The organism is Pedobacter sp. GSP4, from assembly GCF_051857575.1.
GTDB lineage: Bacteria > Bacteroidota > Bacteroidia > Sphingobacteriales > Sphingobacteriaceae > Pedobacter.
Map to the genome: position 1 here is coordinate 203,793 of NZ_JBPZIR010000001.1, position 23,860 is coordinate 227,652.

At 39.1% G+C, this 23,860-nt stretch carries 22 protein-coding genes; 16 read left to right on the top strand and 6 right to left on the bottom strand.

What is annotated here, in order from left to right; all coding sequences use genetic code 11:
- The first annotated feature begins 91 nt into the window (after positions 1-91).
- Positions 92-6,457 (top strand): MG2 domain-containing protein, encoded by a 6,366-nt coding sequence (locus ACS5PU_RS00745; protein WP_439457370.1) that lies wholly within the window; start codon positions 92-94, stop codon positions 6,455-6,457.
- 20 nt (positions 6,458-6,477) lie between these two features.
- Here the strand turns inward: ACS5PU_RS00745 and ACS5PU_RS00750 are convergent, their stop codons facing one another.
- Both ACS5PU_RS00750 and ACS5PU_RS00755 read right to left on the bottom strand, forming a co-directional pair.
- The gene (locus tag ACS5PU_RS00750; protein WP_439457371.1) at positions 6,478-7,152 is read right to left on the bottom strand and encodes a LytR/AlgR family response regulator transcription factor; all 675 of its coding nucleotides are present in this window, start codon (positions 7,150-7,152) and stop codon (positions 6,478-6,480) included.
- Between the two features lie 317 nt (positions 7,153-7,469).
- Positions 7,470-8,978: a sensor histidine kinase gene (locus tag ACS5PU_RS00755; protein ID WP_439457372.1), complete on the bottom strand. Its 1,509-nt coding sequence runs from the start codon at positions 8,976-8,978 to the stop codon at positions 7,470-7,472.
- Positions 8,979-9,189: 211 nt separating this feature from the next.
- On the opposite strand from ACS5PU_RS00755, the gene ACS5PU_RS00760 reads away from it, so the two are divergent.
- The 8 genes from ACS5PU_RS00760 (at position 9,190) to ACS5PU_RS00795 (ending at position 15,061) form a co-directional block, all read left to right on the top strand.
- Positions 9,190-9,537 carry a Spx/MgsR family RNA polymerase-binding regulatory protein gene (locus ACS5PU_RS00760; RefSeq protein WP_439457373.1) on the top strand — a complete coding sequence of 116 codons (348 nt, stop codon included), beginning with the start codon at positions 9,190-9,192 and terminating at the stop codon, positions 9,535-9,537.
- A gap of 68 nt (positions 9,538-9,605) precedes the next feature.
- A complete protein-coding gene (locus tag ACS5PU_RS00765; RefSeq protein ID WP_439457374.1) occupies positions 9,606-10,346 on the top strand; it encodes a carboxypeptidase-like regulatory domain-containing protein in 741 nt (246 codons plus the stop codon).
- Between the two features lie 101 nt (positions 10,347-10,447).
- Positions 10,448-12,427: a M1 family metallopeptidase gene (locus ACS5PU_RS00770; RefSeq protein WP_439457375.1), complete on the top strand. Its 1,980-nt coding sequence runs from the start codon at positions 10,448-10,450 to the stop codon at positions 12,425-12,427.
- 106 nt (positions 12,428-12,533) lie between these two features.
- Positions 12,534-12,941: a RidA family protein gene (locus ACS5PU_RS00775; protein WP_439457376.1), complete on the top strand. Its 408-nt coding sequence runs from the start codon at positions 12,534-12,536 to the stop codon at positions 12,939-12,941.
- Between the two features lie 13 nt (positions 12,942-12,954).
- Positions 12,955-13,566, top strand: a complete 612-nt coding sequence (locus tag ACS5PU_RS00780; RefSeq protein ID WP_439457377.1) for a class I SAM-dependent methyltransferase — start codon at positions 12,955-12,957, stop codon at positions 13,564-13,566.
- A gap of 20 nt (positions 13,567-13,586) precedes the next feature.
- Complete coding sequence (locus ACS5PU_RS00785) at positions 13,587-13,808, top strand: VF530 family DNA-binding protein (protein ID WP_439457378.1); 222 nt, start codon at positions 13,587-13,589, stop codon at positions 13,806-13,808.
- Between the two features lie 187 nt (positions 13,809-13,995).
- Positions 13,996-14,394 carry a hypothetical protein gene (locus ACS5PU_RS00790; RefSeq protein WP_439457379.1) on the top strand — a complete coding sequence of 133 codons (399 nt, stop codon included), beginning with the start codon at positions 13,996-13,998 and terminating at the stop codon, positions 14,392-14,394.
- A gap of 208 nt (positions 14,395-14,602) precedes the next feature.
- The gene (locus ACS5PU_RS00795) at positions 14,603-15,061 is read left to right on the top strand and encodes a hypothetical protein (RefSeq protein WP_439457380.1); all 459 of its coding nucleotides are present in this window, start codon (positions 14,603-14,605) and stop codon (positions 15,059-15,061) included.
- Positions 15,062-15,074: 13 nt separating this feature from the next.
- On the opposite strand, the gene ACS5PU_RS00800 is transcribed toward ACS5PU_RS00795, so the two are convergent.
- Positions 15,075-15,980 (bottom strand): prohibitin family protein, encoded by a 906-nt coding sequence (locus ACS5PU_RS00800; protein WP_439457381.1) that lies wholly within the window; start codon positions 15,978-15,980, stop codon positions 15,075-15,077.
- Positions 15,981-16,311: 331 nt separating this feature from the next.
- Between ACS5PU_RS00800 and rpsL the strand changes: the two genes are divergently transcribed.
- From rpsL to ACS5PU_RS00830, 6 genes are all read left to right on the top strand, one after another.
- Complete coding sequence (gene rpsL, locus ACS5PU_RS00805; protein ID WP_008244597.1) at positions 16,312-16,725, top strand: 30S ribosomal protein S12; 414 nt, start codon at positions 16,312-16,314, stop codon at positions 16,723-16,725.
- Between the two features lie 17 nt (positions 16,726-16,742).
- Positions 16,743-17,210 (top strand): 30S ribosomal protein S7, encoded by a 468-nt coding sequence (rpsG, locus tag ACS5PU_RS00810; RefSeq protein WP_025145241.1) that lies wholly within the window; start codon positions 16,743-16,745, stop codon positions 17,208-17,210.
- Positions 17,211-17,340: 130 nt separating this feature from the next.
- Positions 17,341-19,455, top strand: coding sequence for an elongation factor G (fusA, locus tag ACS5PU_RS00815; RefSeq protein WP_439457382.1), 2,115 nt, complete (start codon positions 17,341-17,343; stop codon positions 19,453-19,455).
- A 138-nt stretch (positions 19,456-19,593) separates the two neighbouring features.
- Positions 19,594-19,899: a 30S ribosomal protein S10 gene (rpsJ, locus tag ACS5PU_RS00820; protein ID WP_008244591.1), complete on the top strand. Its 306-nt coding sequence runs from the start codon at positions 19,594-19,596 to the stop codon at positions 19,897-19,899.
- 96 nt (positions 19,900-19,995) lie between these two features.
- Positions 19,996-20,241: a hypothetical protein gene (locus ACS5PU_RS00825; protein WP_439457383.1), complete on the top strand. Its 246-nt coding sequence runs from the start codon at positions 19,996-19,998 to the stop codon at positions 20,239-20,241.
- A gap of 64 nt (positions 20,242-20,305) precedes the next feature.
- A complete protein-coding gene (locus ACS5PU_RS00830; RefSeq protein ID WP_439457384.1) occupies positions 20,306-20,578 on the top strand; it encodes a hypothetical protein in 273 nt (90 codons plus the stop codon).
- Between the two features lie 264 nt (positions 20,579-20,842).
- On the opposite strand, the gene ACS5PU_RS00835 is transcribed toward ACS5PU_RS00830, so the two are convergent.
- The 3 genes from ACS5PU_RS00835 to ACS5PU_RS00845 all read right to left on the bottom strand — a co-directional run bounded on the left by ACS5PU_RS00835 (position 20,843) and on the right by ACS5PU_RS00845 (position 22,217).
- Positions 20,843-21,037, bottom strand: coding sequence for a YtxH domain-containing protein (locus tag ACS5PU_RS00835; RefSeq protein ID WP_439457385.1), 195 nt, complete (start codon positions 21,035-21,037; stop codon positions 20,843-20,845).
- A gap of 10 nt (positions 21,038-21,047) precedes the next feature.
- Positions 21,048-21,425 (bottom strand): hypothetical protein, encoded by a 378-nt coding sequence (locus ACS5PU_RS00840; protein WP_439457386.1) that lies wholly within the window; start codon positions 21,423-21,425, stop codon positions 21,048-21,050.
- A 144-nt stretch (positions 21,426-21,569) separates the two neighbouring features.
- Positions 21,570-22,217: a hypothetical protein gene (locus tag ACS5PU_RS00845; protein WP_439457387.1), complete on the bottom strand. Its 648-nt coding sequence runs from the start codon at positions 22,215-22,217 to the stop codon at positions 21,570-21,572.
- Positions 22,218-22,354: 137 nt separating this feature from the next.
- On the opposite strand from ACS5PU_RS00845, the gene ACS5PU_RS00850 reads away from it, so the two are divergent.
- The gene (locus tag ACS5PU_RS00850) at positions 22,355-23,698 is read left to right on the top strand and encodes a deoxyguanosinetriphosphate triphosphohydrolase (protein WP_439457388.1); all 1,344 of its coding nucleotides are present in this window, start codon (positions 22,355-22,357) and stop codon (positions 23,696-23,698) included.
- Positions 23,699-23,860: the final 162 nt, after the last annotated feature.

The following is a 23,860-nucleotide window of genomic DNA, read 5'->3' on the forward strand; positions in this document are numbered from 1 at the left end:
TAATGCTTAAATTCGTAACCATCAGATAATAATTAATCACTTATGGAATTTCAGTATCCGCCTCATCTCACTTAAAACGATAAGCTATTTTATGAATCTATCTATACGCCTTTCAGTCTTACTTCTATTTGCCCTTGTGTTTTCTATCGGAGCTTCTGCTCAATATAAATATACCTTTGATGATTTTTACAGGGTAGATTCTATAGCCAACCGATCTCAACCTAAAGATGCACTTGCACTTATCGAAAAAATAAATGAATACGCACATCAACAGCGCAACACGCCTTTATTGATAAAATCGGTCATCTACAGGATGATGTTTCAGAGTTACCTCGAAGAAAATGCCTTCGATAAAATTTTGAGCAATTTGCGGAAAGATATCAGCGATGCTAAACAGCCTGAAAGAAGCATTTTACAATCGCTTTTGGCCGAAACCTACTGGAATTATTTACAACAGAACAGGTGGCAGATTGGTGGGCGTACGCAGGTGCAGGGCGATACAAACGATGACATTAAAACCTGGAGCATTAAAAAGTTAAACGATGAAACCGTAAAATACTACCTGCTGTCGTTAAAAGAAATCCAGCTTTTGCAGCAAACCAAAGTAGATACACTTGATGCCGTTTTGGCCGGCGATAAGAAATACAGAAATTTCAGGCCCACTTTATACGATCTGCTAGCCCACCGTGCCATTGATGTTTTCAGTAACCCGCAGGTTAGCCTTACACAATACGATGATGAATTAATTGATATGGGCAACACCGATTGGTTTAAAAGCAGAGAAGTGTTCGTAAATATTAAAATACCTGTTGATAGTTCTTCATTTAAGCCCCAAGCTTTGCAGCTGTTCAAAAACATGATCATCTTCCACCAAAAAAGCAATAATTTTTCTGCCCTGGCCGATGTTGATTTAAAAAGGTTAAAGTTTGTACAGCAGTATTTTACCAGCGAAAACCCAGAATTGTACTACAATGCGTTAAGTAAATTGGCGGTCGAAAGCAAAAATACCGAGGTTTATGCCGATATATTGTATGAACAGGCCCTGTTACGTAAAAATGGTACTTTAACAATTGATACCAATAAACAAAATCTGATTGCAGCAATTGTACTCGCCGAAAAAGCAATTGGTGCTTACCCAAAAAGCATTGGTGCAGAAAATGCCAGGAATTTAATTGAAGAGATTAACGGCAGTTCCTTATCGGTTAAAACGAAAGAATTTGTGCAGCCCGATAAACCCAGCCAGTTGCACCTATCATACAAAAATATCGATAGCGTACTGTTAAGGCTCTATCATACAACTGAAATTAAAAACGATGAGCAGTTTAATAACAAAACAGCGTTTTTAAGCTTTTTAAAAAAGAACAAGGCTGCTAAACAATGGACGGTAACCGTTCCAAAAACAAACGATCATCAACTTCATAGTTTAGTTGATAAGATAGATGCGCTGCCCCTTGGTGGTTATACCTTAATTGTACAAGCCGTTAACAGTAAACAAACCGACACACTGTACAGCAACATTAATTTTAAGGTTACGGCAATGGCAGTAAGCAATAGGCGCAATACCGATAAGCAAGAGTATTTTGTTACCCAGCTTGCTAGTGGTGCACCTTTAAAGAATGTAAAGATTAAACCGCGGAGGTATGATTACAATGCCCGTAAATATTTTGAAGGTACCACATTAACCACCGACGAAAATGGTTACGCCAGCACAGCACAAATCCAGTCGGGCACAAATATGGCATTGGTAAGCTTTGGCAAAGATGAATTGAGCATCAACCTTAATTATTACAACAGTTATCATAATGGGGATGATGAGGAAAAGGAGCGGACAATTTTATTTACCGATAGACCAATTTACCGCCCTGGGCAAACCATTTATTACAAGGGTTTGTGCTTAAAGCTAGTAAAAGGAGTAAACAAAATTGAGGTGAATAAAATAATCGACGTTTATTTCAAGAATGCCAACGGAAAGGAAATTGCTACAACTACTGTTAAAAACAACGATTTTGGCACTTTTCAAGGTTCTTTTACCATCCCAATGGGGAAATTAAATGGTATGATGGAAATCGAAACTGATGATGGCAGTGCCTATGTTCAGGTTGAAGAATATAAACGCCCTACGTTTGAAGTACTTTTTGATAAACCGGGCCAGCACTATAAATTGAATGATAGCATTAAAGTACAGGGCAAAGCCAGTGCATTTTCGGGATATTCGGTAAGCAATGCCAAAGTAAATTATAAGGTTTTTAGGCGGGTAATGGACGAGTATCGGCTAAGCGCAGCACAGCGCAGTGCCATTTATGGTTCGGTTATGTATGGCGAAAGGAAACAGATTGCCATTGGCAAAACAAGTACAAAAGCAGGGGGCAAATTCGATATCAAATTTTTTGCAAAAGCTACCGATAGCCGACAGCAATACAGCTATGAAATTGTTGCCGATATTACAGATCTGAATGGCGAAACCCGCTCTAAAAGTACCAGTATAAATGTGGGCAAAAAGGATATTGCACTCAACGTTGGTGCCGAACAGGTAATTTATGTCAGTAGCAAAACCGACAGCATTCCTTTTTCGGTAACCAATTTAAACTACGAACCGATTAAAGCGGATGTTAAGGCCGAATGGAGTTTGCTCAAAGCCCCATCAAGGTTAATGAACAAAAGCCCTTTTTATGCCGAGAACTATGCCATGGCGAAGGATGAGTTTATTAAATATTTTCCGGATGAGGATTATGACAATGAACTCGAAGTAGCTAAATGGCCGGTAAAATCGGTAGAATTTAAACAAAGCTTTCAGGCTAAGAACGGTCGCGGAAATTTAATTTTTAGCCAGAAAAACCTCAAACCAGGGTATTATCAAATCAGTTTATTGGCGGTAAATGCACAAAAGGATACCGTTAAAACCAATAAATATCTAGTGGTTTATAACGAACTGCCTGCAATAATCCAATCCAATATCGAATGGATTGCCCCAGAAGTAACGGTGATTAAACCAAGCGAAAGTGCCGTTTTCCGTTTAGCAGGATTAGCTGAAAATACCAAGGCTTACTATGAGGTTTACTATCGCGATAGCATAGCTGAAAAAGTGTGGATCAACCTATCGCCGAAGCAACGTATCATTAAAATTAAACCAAAGGCCAATTACGAAGATGGTTTTGCCGTACAGTTTACCATGGCTTACCAGGGCACGGTATACAATTCATTGCAACAGGTTAGTATCATCGATCCACAAAAAGAATTAAATATTAAGTTTTTAACCTTTAGGAACAAGCTGCAGCCCGGTGAGAAGGAGAGCTGGAAACTGCAGATCAGCAACAATAATGGCGAAAAACAGATGGCCGAAATGGTGGCCACACTGTACGATGCAAGTTTGGACGATCTGAAAAGAATGGACTGGAGCACCAATTTGCAAACCAATTTTAACTATAATTTTTATAACTGGAATTTCAGTGTAAACAATATTGCCAACCCACAATATCTGTGGTTTTTAAGGTATGATAGAGGTTTTGCATTGGCCACGCGTAATTACGAAAACCTTAATCTTTTTGGTTACAACTACTATGGAGGGTACAATTATGGCTACCGTAATTACATCAGCAATCTGCAACGGAACAAAAGAAAAGGTTTATCACCTGAAGCAGTGAAGAAACTGGCCGAACTGGAAAATGGTAAACTGGTTTATGGCGTAGTGTTCGATAGCCAGGGAGAGCCCATTCCAGGGGTGTTGATTAGATCTGGTAAGGCGACCACGAATACCAATGTTTTTGGTGTTTATAGCATTGATGCCAAAGCAGGGGAGACTTTAAATTTCGCTTACCTTGGTTACAAGGCTTATGCGGTTAAAGTGGCGAATAAAAAACGTATTGATGTAACCTTGAAAGAAGATGGCCAAGCCCTGAATGAGGTAAGCGTTGTTGGCTTTGGCACACAGAAGAAGAAAGATCTAACCGGATCAGTAGTACAGATTAGAGGCGTATCAACTTTGAAAGCAAAGGCAGCTGGTTTGGATACAGATGCAATTTATGGCAGTAGATCTGCTGATACTTTACTATTTGCTATGGCTGGCGAAGACAAATCGCCATCACTTCGCCAGGAATTAGAGGCAATTAAAAACAAAAAAATAGCGGTTACGCCCCGTACCAATTTTAATGAGCTTGCCTTTTTTTATCCGCAGTTGTTAACCGATGCCAATGGCGAAATCAAGATCGAATTTACCATACCTCAAAGTTTAACCCGGTATAAAATGATGGGTTTTGCCCACACCAAAGATTTAAAAACTGCATTTATTGCCAAAGAGCTGGTTACCCAAAAACAGCTGGCCATAGCCATTAATGCACCACGTTTTTTCCGCGAGGGAGACACCATTTTATTAAGTGCGAAATTGAATAACCTGGCAGGTAAAAACCTTCTTGGCCACGCAAGTTTAACACTTACCGATGCCTTAACAGGAAAACCGATCCAGATTTTCGCTACGAATGAAAAAGCAGAAAAAACTTTCGGCATTGAAAATGAAGGTAATACAGTGTTAAAATGGACACTGATTATCCCTGCTGGCATTAACGCCATTACCTACAAAGTTTTGGCCCAGAGCGGTAAGTTTAGCGATGGTGAAGAAAATACCGTTCCGGTTTTGGCCAATTCAATGCTGGTTACCGAAAGTATGCCGATAAATGTAAGGGGCAATACCAGCAGAACATTCGATTTCGAAAAACTCGAAAAATCTGGCAGTTCTAAAACCTTGCGCAACCAAAGTTTAACTTTCGAGTATACCTCAAATCCGGTTTGGTATGCAGTGCAGGCCCTACCGTATTTAATGGAATATCCGTACGAGTGTGCCGAACAAACTTTTAGCCGCTTTTATGCCAATAGTTTTGCAACGGGAATTATTAATTCATCGCCCAAAATAAAAACCGTTTTTGAGCAGTGGCAAAACACCAATAACGGCGAAGCACTGTTATCCAATTTGGAGAAAAATCCCGAACTTAAATCCATCCTGTTAGAAGAAAGTCCGTGGGTGCGCAATGCCGATAACGAAAGCGAGCGTAAAAAGCGTTTGGCCGTGCTTTTCGACCTCAACAGAATGACTTACGAACTGAAAGATAATTTCGACAGGCTGGAGAAAATGCAGTACAATAACGGAGCATTTCCGTGGTTCACCGGCATGCGCGAAGACCGCTACATTACACAGCACATTGTTTTGGGAATGGGTCAACTCAAAAAACTGAAAGTAATTGATGAAAAAGCCTTTCCAGGTTTTAATACCATGCTGAATAAAGCAATTGCTTATTTAGATGCACAACTGGTTAAAGATTACAGAGATGAAGTGAAGAACAAACGTTTTGCTTATCTGCCATTGCATTACCTCTTTGCCCGCAGTTATGGCAATCAGAAAAATAACAACGCCGAATTTGTAAAAGCAAAAGAGTTTTACCTCAAAAAATTAACCGCCAGCTGGAAAACTTTCGATACCTATCAATTGGCACAAGCTGCACTGGTATTAAATAGAAATGGCAACAGTATCGAAGCAAAGAAAATTATAACCCTTTTAAGCCAAACCGCACAGCAGAATGACGAACTGGGGATGTACTGGGCCACAAATAAAGCAGGCTGGTGGTGGTACCAAAGCCCGATAGAAACACAAGCTTTGCTGATTGAGGCTTTTGATGAAGTGGCCAATGATAACAAGGCGGTAGAAGAAATGAAAATCTGGTTGCTTAAAAACAAACAAACCAACGATTGGCACACCACTAAAGCCACAACTGCCGCCTGTTATGCCCTGTTAATGAAAGGTTATAACCTTTTGGCCGAAAGCAATGAGCCCGAAATAACCATTGGTGGACAGAAATTGGCAGATTTACAGCAACCCAACGCCAGCAAAGAAGCAGGCACCGGTTATCAGAAAGTGAGCATTGCAGCTGCAGATGTAAAACCTGAAATGGGTAAGGTTACCGTTAAAAACAACAACCAAACCATTGCCTGGGGAGCATTGTACTGGCAGTATTTTGAGCGATTGGATAAAATAACCCCGGCCAATACAGGTGTTAAGATCAAAAAGCAGCTGTTTATCCAGAAAGCAAGTACCAAAGGCGATATTTTAACTCCACTTACAGCCAGTAATATACTTGTACCAGGCGATTTATTGAAAGTGCGTTTAGAGATTTACTGCGATAGGGATATGGAATATCTTCACCTGAAAGATATGCGTTCATCGGGTTTTGAGCCTGTAAATGTAATTTCCCGTTATCAATATCAGGATGGTTTGGGTTATTACGAAAGCACAAAAGATGCATCAACCAATTTCTTTATCAATTACATGCCAAAGGGAACTTACGTGTTCGAATATCCATTAAGGGTAACACACGCCGGGAATTTTTCTAATGGCATTACTACCTTGCAGAGTATGTACGCACCCGAGTTTACTACCCACTCAGCAGGTATAAGGGTTAACGTTAAGCCCTAACAGTTTGGTAATTGTGCTGGCTAAATAAGCTGTATCCCGGTGTAGGTAGCACCAATGGGGATTATTTTTTCACCTATCCAGATTTGGCTGCGGTCAAATTTGGATATTTTGTTCTTGGCTATTATAAAAGTTCTGTGGCAGCGGATAAAATCTGCTTTAGGTAGTAGATCTGCCAAATCGTTTATGGTAATCCTTGAGCTCAGCAATTTGTTTTTAAGCTGTATCTGCGTGTAGTTTCCAGAAGCTTCAATATAGAGAATATCATCCAGTTCTACCTTAATCTGTTCGTACCCATCTTTGATAAAAATGTGCGTGGCTTTTACTTCCTGTTTCTCGTTTCGCAGGTTAAAAAGTTCGTGCGCCTTGTTGCAGGCCTTTAAAAAGCGCGAAAGTGAAAATGGTTTTAACAGGTAATCAACCGCATCGAGTTCAAAACTTTGTACCGCATGTTCAGTATAAGCCGTGGTAAAAATAACCATGGGCGGTTTGCTCAAACTCTTTAAAAAGTCGATACCACTGATATCGGGCATTTTAATGTCGAGAAAAATTAAATCTACCTTATTGTGCAGGAGGTATGCAATGGCTGCAAAGGCATCGGTAAATGTTTCCTGTAAGGCTACAAACGGAACTTTTGAAGCATGAGATTTTATAATCTCTAGGGCAATCGGTTCATCATCTATAGCAATGGCAATCATTTTTTATTTTATTTCTTGTGTCTTGTTTCTGCTGTCATGCTGACAAAGGAAGCATCTTAATTTATCATTCACTGAACCCAATAGAATGCTTGTCATTGCGAGGAGGAACGACAAAGCAATCTATTATGCTTGCAATCTTTCCTTGAAAATTGTTTCCCCGAAAATCGGGCAGGCTGTTGGCTGTAAAAGCCTTCTCGCAATAAGGATGCAACCAATGAACTGCCAGGAAATCTTTCAATAATAAGCATTTTTATAAATAAATCTTTGGTCAATCAGATTTTCGCTAACAGTTATTTTTCTGGCAGACTTAATTCAAATTAATCCAACTGCAACGTTAAATGAACAAAAAATTCTTTGGCACTTTCTCTTATAATCAGCTCGTGTTTACCAATATACAGCATAGATAAGCGCTTTTTCACATTCTCTAACCCAATACCACTTTTAAGCTTTTCGGGGTCATTTTCTGCCTTTGTGTAAATACTGTTGCTCACATCAAAGTATAGGGTACTGTCTTTGGTCTGCAAACTGATTTTAATATACGAAGGCTGTTGAAGGCTTATGCCATGTTTAAAGGCATTTTCTACAAAAGGGATCAGCAGCATGGGGGTAATCTGCAATACGCCAAACTGTTGTTCAATATGTGTTTCAATATTGATGTCGGCAGAACGTGAAGTCCTGAGTTTTTGCAGATCGATATAATTGCTAAGATACTCTACCTCGCGTGCAAGCGATATTTTATCCAGTGTATTTTCATGGAGCATAAAGCGCATCATATCCCCTAGTTTCTGAATCCCTTCACCTGTGCGTTCAGCATTTTCCTGCAATGCAGTGCCGTAAAGGGTATTCAGGGCATTGAATAGAAAATGAGGGTTGATCTGCGATTGAAGAAAACTCAAAGTGGCATCAGATTTACCTAATTCTGTTTTCAAAGAGGTAAGCTCAGCATCGTTCACCATCCTTCTTTTATAGAGGTACCATGCCAGTGGCGCGCTAATCAGTAACTGGGTTGGTAAATGAAAAAGAATCACCACAAAAGGAGCCTCGCCTCGATGGTTAAAAACAAGTAATGAAATGATGGCAATGGGAATGCAGATCAGTAAACTGGCCAGTATGATTTTAAAAAGGTAGTTTTTGAATTTTTTTCCTTCACTTAAGGTTTTTGGGATCAGAAAGTATATGGAGTAGATTACAATGCCTATGCTACTAAAAATTACGAGCGACCATACCACACAAATTTCATAAGCTGCATCCGAGATCAGGAGGAACAACATCCCAATTAGCCAGAATGCTAAGCCCAGAGCAGTATCCGCTTTGATTTTGTTCTGCGTTTTATTCAGTTCATCGTTGTTGTTAATCAGGCTGGTGATCAAAGATTTGATCAGGATATAAACGATAATCGAAACAACAACCAGAAACGAATTGTAAAAACTTTTGAAAAAGATATGGTTGTAGGCATGCTGTAACGATTTGTAAGCAACCAGCTCGTAAGCAAAGCTATACGTGCGGCAAATGCCAATGGTTAACGTGGTGGCTCCGATCAGAAGTGCAACCGATAAATAAGGCAATATGGTTTTCTCTTTCTTGATTACCAATGGGATAATAAAAAAGTTCAGCAATAAAAAGTTGAGGTAAATTGCCGTAATGCTGAACAGTTCGGGAACAAAATAATTGGTAAAGCTGGAGTACGAAATGTGCTCATCGTAAAAACGGTACCAGTTTTCATTATGGTGCTGATTAACGGTATTGGATATTAACCTAATAAAAAGGAACAGGTAAATGATAGTAGATACCCAGAATTCAACTTTGTGTAAATCTTTAAGTTTCATTTTAGCGATATTTGATGGTGCAATGTTAATCAGCCCAGTTCAAAATATTAATAAAATGTGATGGATGGATTGAAAAATGTGATGAATGAATAGTGTTTTTAGGATTGTGTGATTTTAAGAGCATGCCCGTGGTTCCCTCCTCCATCTTACATCTTCCATTTTTTACTATCTTTGAACAGCACATTTTCTATCTTACATTATTATCAATCACATGACCGTTTACGGAATTCCAAATTGCAATACAGTTAAAAAATCGCTCGATTGGTTAAAAGCAAACCACATTGATTTTGAGTTTCACGATTTTAAGAAAAAAGGCATAACCGACGAAAAATTAAACGAATGGTGCAATATTTTTGGCTGGGAAACCGTATTAAACCGCAAAGGCTTAACCTGGAAAAAACTAACTAAAGAAGAGCAGGCCAAAATTAACAATCAGGATTTAGCCGTAGCTTATTTAAAAGAAAATACGAGCGCAATTAAACGACCAGTTATCGAAAAAAACAGCAAAGCCGTGTTAATTGGTTTTGACGAAGATAATTATTTAAAAACACTAGCGTAGTTCATTTGTTCTAATGTTAAAGTTTGTTAAAAGCAGATTTTAAATGTCGAACTAAGTTACTTTTGAGCATGTACAAACTGATCATTTTTTTATTGCTTGCTTTGCCCATTGGCCTTTTTGCACAAACGGTAACAACAGGTACTGTGTTCGATTTTTCTAAAAAAACAATCTCTTTACCTGGGGTAACCATCAGAAACCTGAACAGTAAAAAATCTACCAGCACCAATAAAGAAGGGAAGTACACCATTGCGGCCAATATTGGCGATTTACTCGAGTTTTCTGCCGTTGGTTACCATACCGACACTTTATACCTGACCAATTTATTGAACAGAACCATCTATCTGCCGGTTAAAACCAATAGCTTAAATGATGTAAACGTTAGTGCGGTAAGAATGAACAGCCAGATTACCGATGCCAAAGATCCACTAGCGGAAAAATATACTTTGCTCAGCACAGGCGGTAACCTTAACCGTAAGCGTATGACAGATAAAGTGGGCGGTTTAAATTTAAACCTGGGTTACGGAAAATATAAAAGACAGCAACGCAAAGAAGCCGACTTAGAGGAAAAAGAAATGTACCTCGAAGAAATCGATGATAATTTTACCGCTAAGGCCATTACAGATTTAACTAAACTGGAAGGCGAGGAGCTTAAAAACTTCATGATTATTTACAGGCCTTCGGTAGAGCAGGTTAAAGCAGAAAGACCCTACAGATATACCTATTATATTTCGAGAGCTTTTGTAGCGTGGAAAAAATTAAGTCCACAGGAAAGAAAGCTTCAGGATTTGCCCAAATTAAAGGCAAATTAAGTCAGCATTTTACTTATTGGTAACATTATAACCACATATAAATCTATATGTGGTTATTTTTTATATTTACAGCCGTATTACAACCTTATTATATCATGAAAATGAATAAACTATTAACTTTTTGTATGGTTTGTTGTGCTTTTGCTTTTTCTGCATCAGCCCAACAAGCTACAACCACGGCGCCAGCCAGCAATTATAACCCTGCTGAGGCATTTGGCCCGTTATTTTATACCCAGAATGGAAATGAATTCCGCTCCGCAAACGGTGCCCCTGGACCTAAATACTGGCAAAACCGTGTAGATTATAATATTACGGCTAATCTTGATGAAACCAAGAATATGGTTAGCGGTACCGTTACCATCACGTATAAAAACAACAGTCCTGATAAATTACCTTATTTGTGGTTACAGTTAGATCAGAACACCTTTAAAGAAACCTCTCGTGGTTATGCCATAACCCCATCACGCAGCCGTTATGGTGCGCAGGGCGAAAAATTTGATGGCGGATATAAAATACAGAACATCAGTGTATCGCAAAAGGCAGGAGCGGTAAAATTTACCTCACTGATAGAAGATACCCGCATGCAGATCCGTTTAGATCAGCCTTTGGCGGCTAACGGCGATATCGTTACCGTGAAAATGGACTATTCTTACATTGTACCAAAAGAAGGATCGGACAGGACCGGGCATTTAACCACAAAAAATGGTGAAATTTTTGCCATTGCACAATGGTTTCCACGAATGTGCGTTTACGATGATGTAATTGGCTGGAATACTTTGCCTTACTGGGGCGGTGGCGAATTTTACTGTGAGTATGGCGATATCAACTTTTCCATTACAGCACCTGCAAGCCACATTGTAATGGGATCGGGCGAGTTATTAAACCCTGCCGAAGTATTTACACCACAACAGTTACAAAGATGGAATGCTGCAAAAACCAGCGATGCAACAGTTCATATCCGTACTGAAGCTGAGGTTACAGATCCAAAATCGCGCCCAGCGAAAGATAAATTAACCTGGAAATTTAAAATTTTAAATGCACGCGATGCAGCTTGGGCTTCATCTAAAGCTTTTGTGCTGGATGCAGCAAGATATAAACTGCCAAGTGGAAAAACAGGTTTAGCGGTTTCTGCACAGCCTGTAGAAAGCAATGGCGTTGATAGTTATGGCCGTGGGGTTGAATATGTAAAATCTACTATCGAACATTATTCGTCTAAATGGTTCGAATACCCATATCCAATGGCTGTAAACGTTGCCACCAATATTGGTGGTATGGAATATCCTGGCATCGTGTTTTGCGGATGGACGGCTAAAAAAGGCAGTGCATGGGGCGTTATCGATCACGAATTTGGCCATACCTGGTTCCCGATGATTGTGGGCTCGAACGAGCGTAAATACGGCTGGATGGACGAAGGTTTTAATACTTTTATCAACGGTATCTCTAAAAAAAGCTTCAATAATGGTGAATATGCCAGTCCAGCTACCGATTTAAATAAAATTGGTAAAGCAGTTATCGGCAACCCGATTTACGAAAACATTATGCTGATGCCTGATGGAATGGCTGAAAGAAATATCGGTGTTAACCTATACAGCAAACCAGGCTGGGGACTTGACCTTTTAAGAAACCAGATTTTAGGCGAAGACCGTTTTGATTATGCTTTCCGTCAATACATTAAAAACTGGGCATTTAAACACCCAACGCCGTTTGATTTTTTCCGTTCGATGGAAAATGGTGCTGGCGAAGACCTGGCTTGGTTCTGGAGAAGCTGGTGGTTAAACAGCTGGAAAATGGATCAGGGAATTGCCAGTGTGGAGGCCGTTAAGAAAGACGATAAACTTGTTGGCTATACCATTAAAGTGGTAAACCTCGAAAAAATGCCAATGCCTATTATCCTTCAGGTTAAAACCAAGAGCGGAAAAACCGACATGATCAAAGTTCCTGTTGATGTTTGGATGAAAAATACAAGCTGGTTGGTACGTTATCCATCAACAGAAGAGATTGAATCGGTTACTTTAGATCCAAATAAGGTATTGCCAGATTCGAATCCTGATAATAACACCTGGACTGCTACAGGCAATTAAAATAGTCTGTATCCAACTTCATATAGCCTTCCGATGTAAAAACCGGGAGGCTTTTTTATTACAAATTCCCGACGGTTTGGTATTTTTGATCAGATACATTCGCAATATGGAAACATCTTCTTTTGAAATCACCAATCCCGAGGGGATATACGATCCGCGTCCGCACGGCTATTCGCATGTTGCAGCCATTTCGGCCTGGAGCCAGCTGGTTTTTGTAGCGGGACAGGGCGGTAGTAGGCCCGATGGCCTTTTAAGCGCAGATTTTCGCACACAGGTAGCTATTGTTTTTGAGAATATTGCAATTGCTTTGGCCAGCAAGGGCTTAGGGATGGCTAATGTTGCCAAATTGACCACTTTAGTGGTAGATTACGATGATGAAAAACACCAGGTCTTAATTGAAGAATCGACCAAAATATGGCCCGATTTAAAGTTTCCGGTAAATACGCTTATTCCTGTAAATAGGTTAGCACTAACCGGAATGCTCATTGAAATTGACGCCACCGCTGTTGGATAATCATAATTGTGCTATGGAAAAGGGAGAAAGTAAAAATGTTTATCAGGTTTACAATAAAATTGCCAGTTGGTATGCAGAAAACCAATATACTGGTTTAATGGAAAAGAAATATCTGGATGCTGTGCTTAAGCATTTGCCTGCAGGTGCAGATATTTTAGATTTGGGCTGTGGCAACGGAAAGCCCATAATGGATTACCTGCTTAGTCAAAATATGGCGGTTTTAGGGGTTGATGCGAGTGTAGAGATGCTCAATATGGCCAAAGCAAACTGTCCGGGAGCCAGGTTTTTACTACGTGATATGCGTAACCTCCATTTAGCCGAAAAATTTGATTGCATTATTGCCTGGCATAGTTTTTTTCATCTTCCGGCAGATGATCAGCCCAATATGTTCAGCATTTTTAGGCAGCACCTTAAGCCAAATGGCATATTGCTGTTTACCTCAGGTACTGAAAGGGGAGAGGCTTGGGGGATGAACGGGGGCGAAAATCTGTTTCATGCCTCTTTGGCTGCGGACGAATATCATTCACTATTGGGCCTAAATAAATTTGTGGTGCTTCAACATCAAATAAATGATCCAGAATGCGGTGGCGCAAATGTTTGGATGGCACAGTACCAGCCTCAATAATTTTAGCTTAACTTTGCATCATGGCCGAACAGCAAAAAAACAACCCCTTACATGGTATTACTTTAGAAAAAATAGTAACCGATCTTCAGGTGCATTATGGCTGGGAAAAATTAGGATCGCTGATTAGGATAGATTGCTTTAACAATAATCAAAGCATAACATCGAGTTTAAAGTTTTTAAGGAGAATGCCCTGGGCCAGAAAAAAAGTGGAAGATTTATATGTTGATACGTTTAGTAAATGATTGAATGATTGAGTTTTGAATGAGCGCATGTTTAGGAGCTAAATTTACTTCATTTCCCAATCAATCTATCACTCATTCCATCAATTAAGTACTCATTCAATCATTCACTCAAACACTCCTTCTTTAATTAGCTTCCCATGCAACCTTTCCCTGAAAATTATCGTCATCCTAATCTAAACCTTAACGTATGAAAAATATTTTCTATTGCTCCCTGGTGATGCTTGTTTTAAGCAGCTGTGCCCTTTCAACCATGACAACAGTTTATTCTATGTCGCGGGGTAAAATTGATGTTCCTCAAAAGGAAACTTATAACGTAGTGTACCGGGCAAATTTTGGCGAAGGTTTAACTGCTGATGTAGCCTACACCGATGAAAGTGGAAAACAGACCGAACTAAAAAAAGTGAGTGGCAATTGGGAAAAAACAGTTACTTTAAAAACAGGCACACATGTACTGCTAAAAACCTTTGCTACAGCAAAAGACAAATCAAGAGGTGAGTATAAAATCCTGGTAGATGGAAAGGTAGTTTCTGAATATATTTTAAGCGGTAAAAGGCTAAATTATACTTTTGCTTTCGACCTGCCATAGCGCTGATTTTTCATTCACTCAATCCCTAAATCGCTCAGCTAAAGCTTAAAAATGGAAGTCTTTCAGAAAAAAACTGGAAGACTTTTTTTATGTCTACTTGAATTACAAAATCACCAAAACGTGTTAAAAAAATGAAAGAAGCAATCCATGCAATACCCTTAACTAAAATGGCTAAGAAATAATATCTTTGGAAGTAAAATCCATCACTATGAGTAAAACTTTACTGCTAATTTCCTTATCTGTTACCCTATTGGCCTTTTCGGGATGTAAAAAAAGCGGCATCACCAATTTAAACAGCATTGGTTATGGTTCTTCTTTTGGCATGTGCATAGGGTACTGTACCAATAACCTGCTCGTTAGCGATTTGAAGCTTACTTTTACCAAATCTAAGAACGGGCAGGCACCAGATACAAAAACCTGTAGCAAAACTATTTCTGCCGACGAAATAAATGCCATCAAAAACGAGTTGAATATCGAAAAAATCTCATCCCTTCCAGAAGTAATCGGCTGCCCCGATTGTGCAGATGGAGGAGCAGAGTGGATTACCATCAACGCCGATGGCAAGCAATATAAGGTTACCTACGAATATGGTAAGGCACCAAAAGAGCTCGAAGCAGCTGTTGCTAAATTAAGGCTGCTTAAAGAAAGTTTTAAGGATTGTAATTAGGCGTTTTTAACCGTTAATTTCCCCCTAAAATAATAGGGGCACTTTTGCCATTGCCCATAATAATAACTTTTGAGTTTGGTGATTTTGCAATTTCTTTTTGAGCCAATATAGATTCATACTGAAGCTGTCTATCGCTCAATCCTGTTGAAAGAATGCGTTGGTAATCGGCAATACCCTGTGCTTCCACTCTTTTGCGTTCAGCTTCCTGGCGTTCCTTTTGAAGTACGAAGGTCATCTTTTGTGCATCCTGTTCTGCATTGATCTTAGATTCGATACTTGCTTTTACAGACGCGGGCAGCGTAATGTTGCGCACCAAAAGCTGCTCCAGTTCTAATCCTCTTTTGGCAAAACTTTTCTCAATAGTGTTGAATATTTTAGCCTGAAATTCATCCCGCTTACTCGAATACAGGGCAACGGCATCATAAGCTACCGCATTATCCCTAATGGCGGTACGGGAAACCGGGCGGACGATTTTTTCCAGGTAATCGGTTCCTATTTCCCTTAGGATATTGGGCGCAGCACTTCCTTTTACCCTGAACAGTACAGAAAGATCAATAATTACTTCCAGCCCATCTGCCGATAAAACCCGCAATGCATCGTCAGTTTGTTTATTGCCTTCATCATGAACGCCAGACATGGTATAGTTTTGGGTTTTAACATCAAACGTCGTAATTACGGCAATAGGGTTAATCACGTTTAAACCGCTATACAGAACATCTTTGTCTACTTTTCCAAAAACTGTTTTAACGCCAACCTCACCAGCATCTATTACTTTAAACATGGAGAAGGATAAACCTATAATCACCAACACTACACCTATAATTTTGGCAAAATTGCTGTAGCGGCCAATAGCATTGTTTTGGTTAGAAACTGCGAAGCCAATAAAAATGATAATAATTCCGATGATGCTTAAGAACATATAATTTAGATTTTTACTAAAGATATAGTATTTCAAACAATCTTTTATACGCGTGTGAAAAGAACTTTGTGGGTCAAAAGTTAATCAAGAGGACGATCATTTTAAGGTATTGACTAATGGCAAGCTGCCAGCCGAAAACTAAAAACCGCAAAAGCCGTCGCAACTTCTTAATTTCCAACTGAAAGCTGGCAATTGCAAACTGAAAACTTTTTACGCTAACCCCTTGATTTTTAAAAAGAATTGTTCTACTTTTGCAGTCCGTTTTATGGGCTATCTGTAAAGATGCCGGGGGAGCGGTAAATTTTTTAATAAAAAAACATAAAAAAGCACAATGCCAACCATTCAACAATTAGTTAGAAAAGGTAGAGTAGCACTGGAGTTCAAGAGTAAGTCTCCAGCGTTGGACAGCTGTCCACAGCGAAGAGGTGTATGTACACGTGTGTACACCACTACCCCTAAAAAACCAAACTCAGCAATGCGTAAAGTAGCCCGTGTTCGTTTAACGAACGGTAAAGAGGTGAATGCTTACATCCCTGGAGAAGGTCACAACTTACAGGAGCACTCAATCGTATTGATCCGTGGTGGTCGTGTTAAAGATTTACCAGGTGTACGTTACCACATCATCCGTGGTGCATTAGATACATCAGGTGTAGCTGGTCGTAACCAACGTCGTTCTAAATATGGTACTAAACGTCCTAAACCAGGTCAAGTAGCTGCGGCGCCAACTAAAGGTAAAAAGAAATAATCGGGAGGAAATAAGAAATGAGAAAGTCAAAACCAAAAAAGAGAATTATTCTTCCTGATCCAAAATTTAATGATGTTCAGGTGACTCGTTTTGTAAACAATATGATGTACGATGGAAAAAAATCTATCGCTTACTCAATCTTTTACGATGCTGTTGAAATTGCTGAGAAAAAAGCAGGTGAAAACGGTTTAGAGGTATTTAAACGCGCTTTAACTAACATTATGCCAGCTGTAGAGGTTAAATCTCGTCGTGTTGGTGGTGCTAACTTCCAGGTTCCAACCGAGGTTAGACCAGAGCGTAAAACAGCTTTAGGTATGAAATGGTTAATTTTATATGCTCGTCGTCGTGGAGAAAAAACGATGAAAGAGAAATTAGCTGGTGAAATCGTAGCTGCTGCTAAAGGTGAAGGTGCTGCTGTTAAGAAGAAAGAAGATACGCACAAAATGGCTGAGGCTAACAAAGCGTTCTCTCACTTCCGTTTCTAGTGGTTTATTACAAATTAGTAAGATTACACAGATTTAATTAGAAGATTATACTGATTAAATAAATTACACCGATTTGTTTTTAACATAATCGGTGTAATCATTTAAAATCAGATAAATCAAAAAAAATACAATGGCAAGAGATTTAAAATTTACAAGAAATATTGGAATCGCAGCTCACATTGATGCAGGTAAAACTACAACAACAGAGCGTATTCTTTATTATGCTGGTGTGAGTCATAAAATTGGTGAAGTGCACGAAGGTGCTGCAACAATGGACTGGATGGCACAAGAGCAAGAGCGTGGTATTACCATTACTTCTGCTGCAACTACAGTTAACTGGAAATACAGAAACCAGAACTACCACATGAACATTATCGATACACCGGGACACGTGGATTTTACCGTAGAGGTAAACCGCTCGTTACGGGTATTGGATGGTTTGGTGTTCTTGTTCTCTGCTGTTGATGGTGTTGAGCCTCAATCAGAAACTAACTGGCGCTTAGCTAACAACTATAACGTTGCCCGTATCGGTTTCGTTAACAAAATGGACCGTTCTGGTGCAGATTTCTTAAAAGTTGTTAAGCAGGTTAAAGATATGTTAGGTAGCAATGCAGTTCCTTTGCAGTTACCTATCGGTTCTGAAGATCAGTTTAAAGGTGTGGTTGATTTGATCAACAACCGCGGTATCGTTTGGAATGAGCACGATAAAGGTATGACCTTTACCGAAGTTCCAATTCCTGATGATATGATTGATGAGGTTGCTGAGTGGAGAGAGAAATTATTAGAATCAGTTGCTGATTATGATGAATCTCTAATGGAGAAATTCTTCGAAGCTCCTGAAACCATCACTGAACGCGAAGTATTAGACGCTTTACGTGCAGCTGTTTTAGATGCTAAAATCGTACCTATGGTTTGTGGTTCATCTTTCAAAAACAAAGGTGTTCAAACCATGTTGGATTACGTAATGGAGTTATTGCCTTCGCCTTTAGATTCAGAAGGTGTTGTAGGTACTAACCCTGATACTAACGAAGAAGTTTTATTAAAACCAAGTATTGATGAGCCATTTGCAGCTTTAGCATTTAAAATTGCAACTGACCCATTCGTAGGCCGTTTATGCTTTATCCGTGTTTACTCGGGTAATTTAGAAGCTGGTTCTTATGTTTACAATACACGTTCAGAAAGCAAAGAGCGTATTTCACGTATCTTCCAGATGCACGCAAATAAGCAAAACCCAGTTCCTAATGTAGCTGCTGGTGATATTGCTGCGGTAGTTGGATTTAAAGATATCAAAACTGGTGATACGCTTTGTGATGAGAAAAACCCTATCGTTCTTGAATCGATGGTATTCCCTGAGCCGGTTATCGGTTTAGCTATTGAGCCTAAAACTCAGGCTGATGTTGATAAATTAGGTATGGGCTTATCTAAATTGGCTGAAGAAGATCCTACGTTCAGGGTTCAAACAGATCAAGAAACTGGTCAAACAGTTATCTCTGGTATGGGTGAGCTTCACTTAGATATCTTAATCGACCGTTTAAAACGTGAGTTTAAAGTAGAAGTTAACCAAGGTGCGCCACAAGTAGCTTATAAAGAGGCTATCTTCGGTACTGCAGAACACCGCGAAGTTTATAAAAAACAATCAGGTGGTCGTGGTAAGTTTGCCGATATCAAAGTTGTAATCTCTCCAATTGATGCAGACTTTGAAAAAGGTGGTTTACAGTTTGTAAACGAGATTGTAGGTGGTTCAATTCCTCGTGAGTTTATCCCTTCAGTTGAGAAAGGATTTGCTTCTGCAATGGCGAACGGTGTATTAGCTGGTTATCCACTTCCTGATATGAAAGTACGTTTGATTGATGGTTCATTCCACGCAGTCGATTCAGATGCTTTATCATTCGAGCTTGCTGCCCGTATGGCATATCGCGAGGCTTTACCTAAATGTAGACCTTCTTTGATGGAGCCAATCATGAAAATCGAAATCTTAACCCCTGAAGAAAACATGGGTGATGTTATCGGTGATATGAACCGTCGTCGTGGTCAGTTACAAGGTATGGATACCCGTAATGGATCTCAAGTAATCAAAGCATTGGTTCCACTTTCAGAAATGTTCGGTTATGTAACTCAATTACGTACCATCACTTCAGGCCGTGCAACTTCTACAATGGAATTCGATCACTACGAACCAGCGCCTAAAAACGTACAGGACGAAGTAATTGCTAAGTCAAAAGGCAGAGTAAAATCTGAAGACTAATTAAGGTATAAGGTAAAAGGCGTAAGGCAAAAGGTTTTTAACCCTAAGCCTTACACCTTAAATCCTCCACCTTGGTAAAAGATAAATCCGGTTTCTGTTGTTAATAGCTCTAACAGGAAGCCATAATTAAAATAAAAGATGAGCCAAAGAATCAGAATTAAATTAAAATCTTACGATTACAACTTGGTAGACAAATCTGCTGAGAAAATCGTAAAAACTGTTAAACCTACGGGTGCAGTTGTAAGTGGTCCAATTCCACTTCCTACAGAGAAAAAAATCTTTACTGTATTACGTTCTCCACACGTAAACAAAAAAGCTAGAGAGCAGTTCCAATTATGCGCTTACAAACGTTTATTGGATATTTATAGCTCTAACTCTAAAACAGTTGATGCTTTAATGAAACTTGAATTACCTAGCGGTGTTGAAGTTGAAATCAAAGTTTAATTGATTTTAAATGAATTGAAAGTCCCGATGAAAGTCGGGACTTTTTTTATGCCTTTAATTTTGGAAACAAAAGCAGTTTTTCGGGGTTTAAAGAGTATGACAAAGAAAGAAACTACTGATCAAAAAATGCCTGTTGAAGGGCAGGATTTTGCTGATCCACAGGAAGAAGCAAAACGAAAGCCCTCATCGCACGGTGAAGTGGCCAATCAAAAAGACGGCGATTTTTCTGATCTGGAAAAAAGCAGGATGGAAAACCCGCCAGAACATAGAGACGAAAATGGATCGGATAAAAGTGATGTAGATAGTGATACCGAAATTAACCAAAGTAAGGGAGTTAAATAAGGACTAAACCTTTTTGCTTTAACAATTGTTCTATATACAAAAACATCTGCTAAATGTTAATAAAATGGAAATAAATGAGAAAAAGAATGTCGATCCCAAACTTGGGGTAGACCGGGATGAGGATATCGAATGGGATAATGGAGAAGCAACCTATGGCCATAAACGCCCTGATTTTAAGCGCAAGGATGAACCAGATGAAGAACACTTGGCCAAGGCCCAAAAAGATGCTGAACACGATGTGAACAATGATTTAAAACATACCAATTTAAGTCAGGGTGAGGATATAGGCAATAGGAACAAGACAAATAATAAAGGGCTAAAGGGGAAAGATTTATAGTTAAAAAGGGACCAGTCTCGTAAGAAGAGTCCCTTTAAAATACTTCATGCTTTTCCGGTAGATGGAAATTTTTTAGGACTCCACAACTGAAATGCGTTAATCAAGTAGCAAATGCCCTTAAATTGTTTAGTAGTTATAGTTAATGTTTGTCGCGAATCCTAATGCGCCGCAAATGTCTCAAACATATCATCAACATACAAGTATTAATTAATTAATATGTTGATATATGTCAATTTTCTTTGTCTATTTCAGTGCTGTAGAATGTCAGTATAAATCACTGGTTTGTGAGTAATCCTGCTTTACCCTTTCGCCGTAATTTTTTAACCTGTCTACATATTCAGGGGCTTTCGCTTTAAAATCATCAATTAACGATTTGCCATCTGAAGTTCTTTTCTTGGTTGCATATTTAAGTCCATAAACTGCTGCCGCGCCTAAAATGGCGTATTTTAATAAGCTCATAATTGTCTGTTTATATTCCTGTATTTAAGGCGTGGTCTTCGTCGGCTTCGTTAATGCCTTTTTTAGTATCGAAATCGCTTGATGAGCTGCCCGTCTGGCTTGCTGCACTATCAATTGTGGGATGTTTATCTTCGCTATGATAAGCATCGTCACTTAGCGAATCACATCCCTGCGTACCGGTATTATCAAAACCATCGCGCGCCTTGATGTTTTTTTCATTTAACGTCTGGGCATTATAATCAGCTATGGGCTCTCTACCAAAACTGGTTACTTCATTGCCATTGTTTCCAGCTTCGTAAGCTTTTTGCACATCAGATTTTTCAGTGCTTTCGCCTTTCCCTACGTAGCCTTCCAAATGTTCGTCTTTATTATATATGCTAGTTTTCATAGTATCAATTGTTTACATGTAAAACAGCTGATAGGTAAAATAGTTTGTTAAACCGTAAAAGTTGGCTCCTCATTAAGCATGGCGTCTTTAATGTGGGGAAGTTAATAGCAACAAAAAAGGCAGATATTTCTATCTGCCTAATGTTTAACTTTTATATGGAAAGTTTCGTGATATCTTTCGCATCATCCGTTCAACCATATCATCGGTCGAACTCATTATTGTATCGTCCATGGTTTTAAAGAAGCGCCATAACAGCTCGCCGTCGGCTCCGTTGTTGATGGTTAAAAACATAGTACCAGTACCCGATTTTCCGCCAAAACCTCCAAATAAAACTGCAGAGGCAATCGCACCAGCTTCAGATTTAGTCTGTTCGGTTTCAAAGCGTCCGCCGATTACAGCATCAACACCTAATATTTTAGCCAGTTCATCTTTGGTTGTTTCATCAAGTTTGCCTAAAACACCCGCTTTTTTTAATAGAATATTGGTTTTGTCAACATCCTGAAAAGAAACCGTATAATCAGATGCTTTTCTCAACAAGAAAGTATACATGCTGGCCTGGATTGATTTAGCCATTGATTCTTCCTGGGTTTTGTTGCCCTCGGCACTGAAGTTTTTAGGTTGTTTGCGGTAAGAGATTTTAACTTCGAAAGGTAAAATAGCCACAATTTTTTGGGTTTTAATGGTTTCCTTTAGTTTAGGACTTTCAAAAATTTGCTTCGAGCCTTCAAATTGCGCTTTTGTTAACATGGTAAAGCAGCACAAGATAGCGAGCGTTAAAAAGATTTTCTTCATTATTTTGTTTGTTTAATTTGTAGCGAATATAAATAATCTTTCAATAATTGTAATCTAAATTTTACTTCGAATTTTATGCAAAACCATTTTCGTGTTTTGCTTAACTTGCGCCCAAATTTTAAATGCCAAAGGGATAAATGGAGTGGAAATATTTACTATCGAATAAAAGGTACGGACAAGAACAGTATGGTGCCAGCACTGACAGGGCACGTTCTGATTTTCAGCGCGATTACGACCGGTTGATTTTTTCTTCCCCCTTTAGAAGATTGCAGAATAAAACCCAGGTATTCCCATTGCCAGGAAGTGTTTTCGTTCATAACCGCTTAACACATAGTTTGGAAGTAGCCAGTGTAGCCCGTTCTATGGCCAATATATTTCTGAAGAATGTTGAAGAACATCAACCCAACCTGATTAAAGAGGTTCCTTTAATTAACGAGGTTGGAAATATTGTAGCAGCGGCAGCACTTGCCCACGATTTGGGTAACCCGGCATTTGGACATTCGGGGGAGGCTGCCATTTCAAGATATTTTACTGATGGTGATGGTAAAGTTTACCAAAAGGAAATGAGCGATTCGCAATGGCACGATCTGATTAACTTTGAAGGTAATGCAAATGCGATCAGAATTCTAACCCATCCGTTAAAAGGAAAAGGTAACGATGCCTATGCCTTAACTTATTCTACACTGGCTTCGATTGCAAAATACCCCTGCGCTTCAATTGCCGGTAAACAGAAAGGCTTACTCCACCGAAAAAAGTATGGCTTCTTTCAGTCGGAAGAAGAAACCTTCAAAAGAATTGCTACCGAACTTAAACTCGAACAGGAAGAAAGCGAATTTCTTATTTACAAACGCCATCCTTTGGTTTACCTGGTAGAGGCTGCCGATGATATTTGCTACAGCATAATCGATTTGGAGGATGCCCACCGGTTAAAAATCCTTTCTTACGAAGAGGTAAAGAATTACCTGCTCCCTTTTGCCAATTCGAAAACCATTGAAAGCCGTTTAAAAAACGATTACGAAGATGATGATGCAAAAATTGGCCTGCTCAGGGCCAAAGCCATCAATACATTAACAAATGAGTGTGCCAATATATTTTTCAGGGAGCAGGAAAGCTTGCTAAAGGGAACCCTGAACCAGAGTTTAACGGATTTAATTCCTGAGCCTTATATTGCTGCATGGAAAGCCGTAGAAAAAATCTCAGTAGAGCGTATTTATAATTATTCATCTGTAATACAGAAAGAAGTGGCCGGGTATAAAATCATGGCAGGGCTTTTAGAAGAATTTGTACCTGCACTTATCCATAATAATACACATTATTATAAAAAGCTGGTTAAGCTTATCCCTAAACAATACCATACTGATTTAAGCGATATCTACTCGCGCACGCAAAGTGTTTTGGATTTTGTTTCTGGAATGACTGACCTGTATGCTGTAGATCTGTACCGCAATATAAAAGGGATCTCTTTCCCATCAGAAACCTAAATTGTTAGCAAAGCCATAGTCAAATCAATGCCTTAGAAGGCTATTGGTGCACTTTTTCTTTTGAATTATGCCTGCAAATAGGGCTAAAATATGGTGTTGGTGTAAAATTGTAGAATAAAATTTTTTGTATTCTATTGATTGTCAATATTTTATGTGTCTTTT

What these genes read in the sequence shown, in the direction of transcription:
- rpsG (WP_025145241.1), top strand. Translation starts at nt 16,743, where the DNA reads ATGAGAAAGTCAAAACCAAAAAAGAGAATTATTCTTCCTGATCCAAAA.
- ACS5PU_RS00750 (WP_439457371.1), bottom strand. Translation starts at nt 7,152, where the DNA reads ATGATTGCCATTGCTATAGATGATGAACCGATTGCCCTAGAGATTATA.
- ACS5PU_RS00755 (WP_439457372.1), bottom strand. Translation starts at nt 8,978, where the DNA reads ATGAAACTTAAAGATTTACACAAAGTTGAATTCTGGGTATCTACTATC.
- ACS5PU_RS00785 (WP_439457378.1), top strand. Translation starts at nt 13,587, where the DNA reads ATGGCCGAACAGCAAAAAAACAACCCCTTACATGGTATTACTTTAGAA.
- ACS5PU_RS00760 (WP_439457373.1), top strand. Translation starts at nt 9,190, where the DNA reads ATGACCGTTTACGGAATTCCAAATTGCAATACAGTTAAAAAATCGCTC.
- ACS5PU_RS00845 (WP_439457387.1), bottom strand. Translation starts at nt 22,217, where the DNA reads ATGAAGAAAATCTTTTTAACGCTCGCTATCTTGTGCTGCTTTACCATG.
- ACS5PU_RS00830 (WP_439457384.1), top strand. Translation starts at nt 20,306, where the DNA reads ATGGAAATAAATGAGAAAAAGAATGTCGATCCCAAACTTGGGGTAGAC.
- ACS5PU_RS00825 (WP_439457383.1), top strand. Translation starts at nt 19,996, where the DNA reads ATGACAAAGAAAGAAACTACTGATCAAAAAATGCCTGTTGAAGGGCAG.
- ACS5PU_RS00780 (WP_439457377.1), top strand. Translation starts at nt 12,955, where the DNA reads ATGGAAAAGGGAGAAAGTAAAAATGTTTATCAGGTTTACAATAAAATT.
- ACS5PU_RS00770 (WP_439457375.1), top strand. Translation starts at nt 10,448, where the DNA reads ATGAATAAACTATTAACTTTTTGTATGGTTTGTTGTGCTTTTGCTTTT.
- ACS5PU_RS00850 (WP_439457388.1), top strand. Translation starts at nt 22,355, where the DNA reads ATGGAGTGGAAATATTTACTATCGAATAAAAGGTACGGACAAGAACAG.
- ACS5PU_RS00840 (WP_439457386.1), bottom strand. Translation starts at nt 21,425, where the DNA reads ATGAAAACTAGCATATATAATAAAGACGAACATTTGGAAGGCTACGTA.
- fusA (WP_439457382.1), top strand. Translation starts at nt 17,341, where the DNA reads ATGGCAAGAGATTTAAAATTTACAAGAAATATTGGAATCGCAGCTCAC.
- ACS5PU_RS00800 (WP_439457381.1), bottom strand. Translation starts at nt 15,980, where the DNA reads ATGTTCTTAAGCATCATCGGAATTATTATCATTTTTATTGGCTTCGCA.
- ACS5PU_RS00835 (WP_439457385.1), bottom strand. Translation starts at nt 21,037, where the DNA reads ATGAGCTTATTAAAATACGCCATTTTAGGCGCGGCAGCAGTTTATGGA.
- ACS5PU_RS00765 (WP_439457374.1), top strand. Translation starts at nt 9,606, where the DNA reads ATGTACAAACTGATCATTTTTTTATTGCTTGCTTTGCCCATTGGCCTT.
- rpsL (WP_008244597.1), top strand. Translation starts at nt 16,312, where the DNA reads ATGCCAACCATTCAACAATTAGTTAGAAAAGGTAGAGTAGCACTGGAG.
- ACS5PU_RS00775 (WP_439457376.1), top strand. Translation starts at nt 12,534, where the DNA reads ATGGAAACATCTTCTTTTGAAATCACCAATCCCGAGGGGATATACGAT.
- ACS5PU_RS00795 (WP_439457380.1), top strand. Translation starts at nt 14,603, where the DNA reads ATGAGTAAAACTTTACTGCTAATTTCCTTATCTGTTACCCTATTGGCC.
- ACS5PU_RS00745 (WP_439457370.1), top strand. Translation starts at nt 92, where the DNA reads ATGAATCTATCTATACGCCTTTCAGTCTTACTTCTATTTGCCCTTGTG.
- ACS5PU_RS00790 (WP_439457379.1), top strand. Translation starts at nt 13,996, where the DNA reads ATGAAAAATATTTTCTATTGCTCCCTGGTGATGCTTGTTTTAAGCAGC.
- rpsJ (WP_008244591.1), top strand. Translation starts at nt 19,594, where the DNA reads ATGAGCCAAAGAATCAGAATTAAATTAAAATCTTACGATTACAACTTG.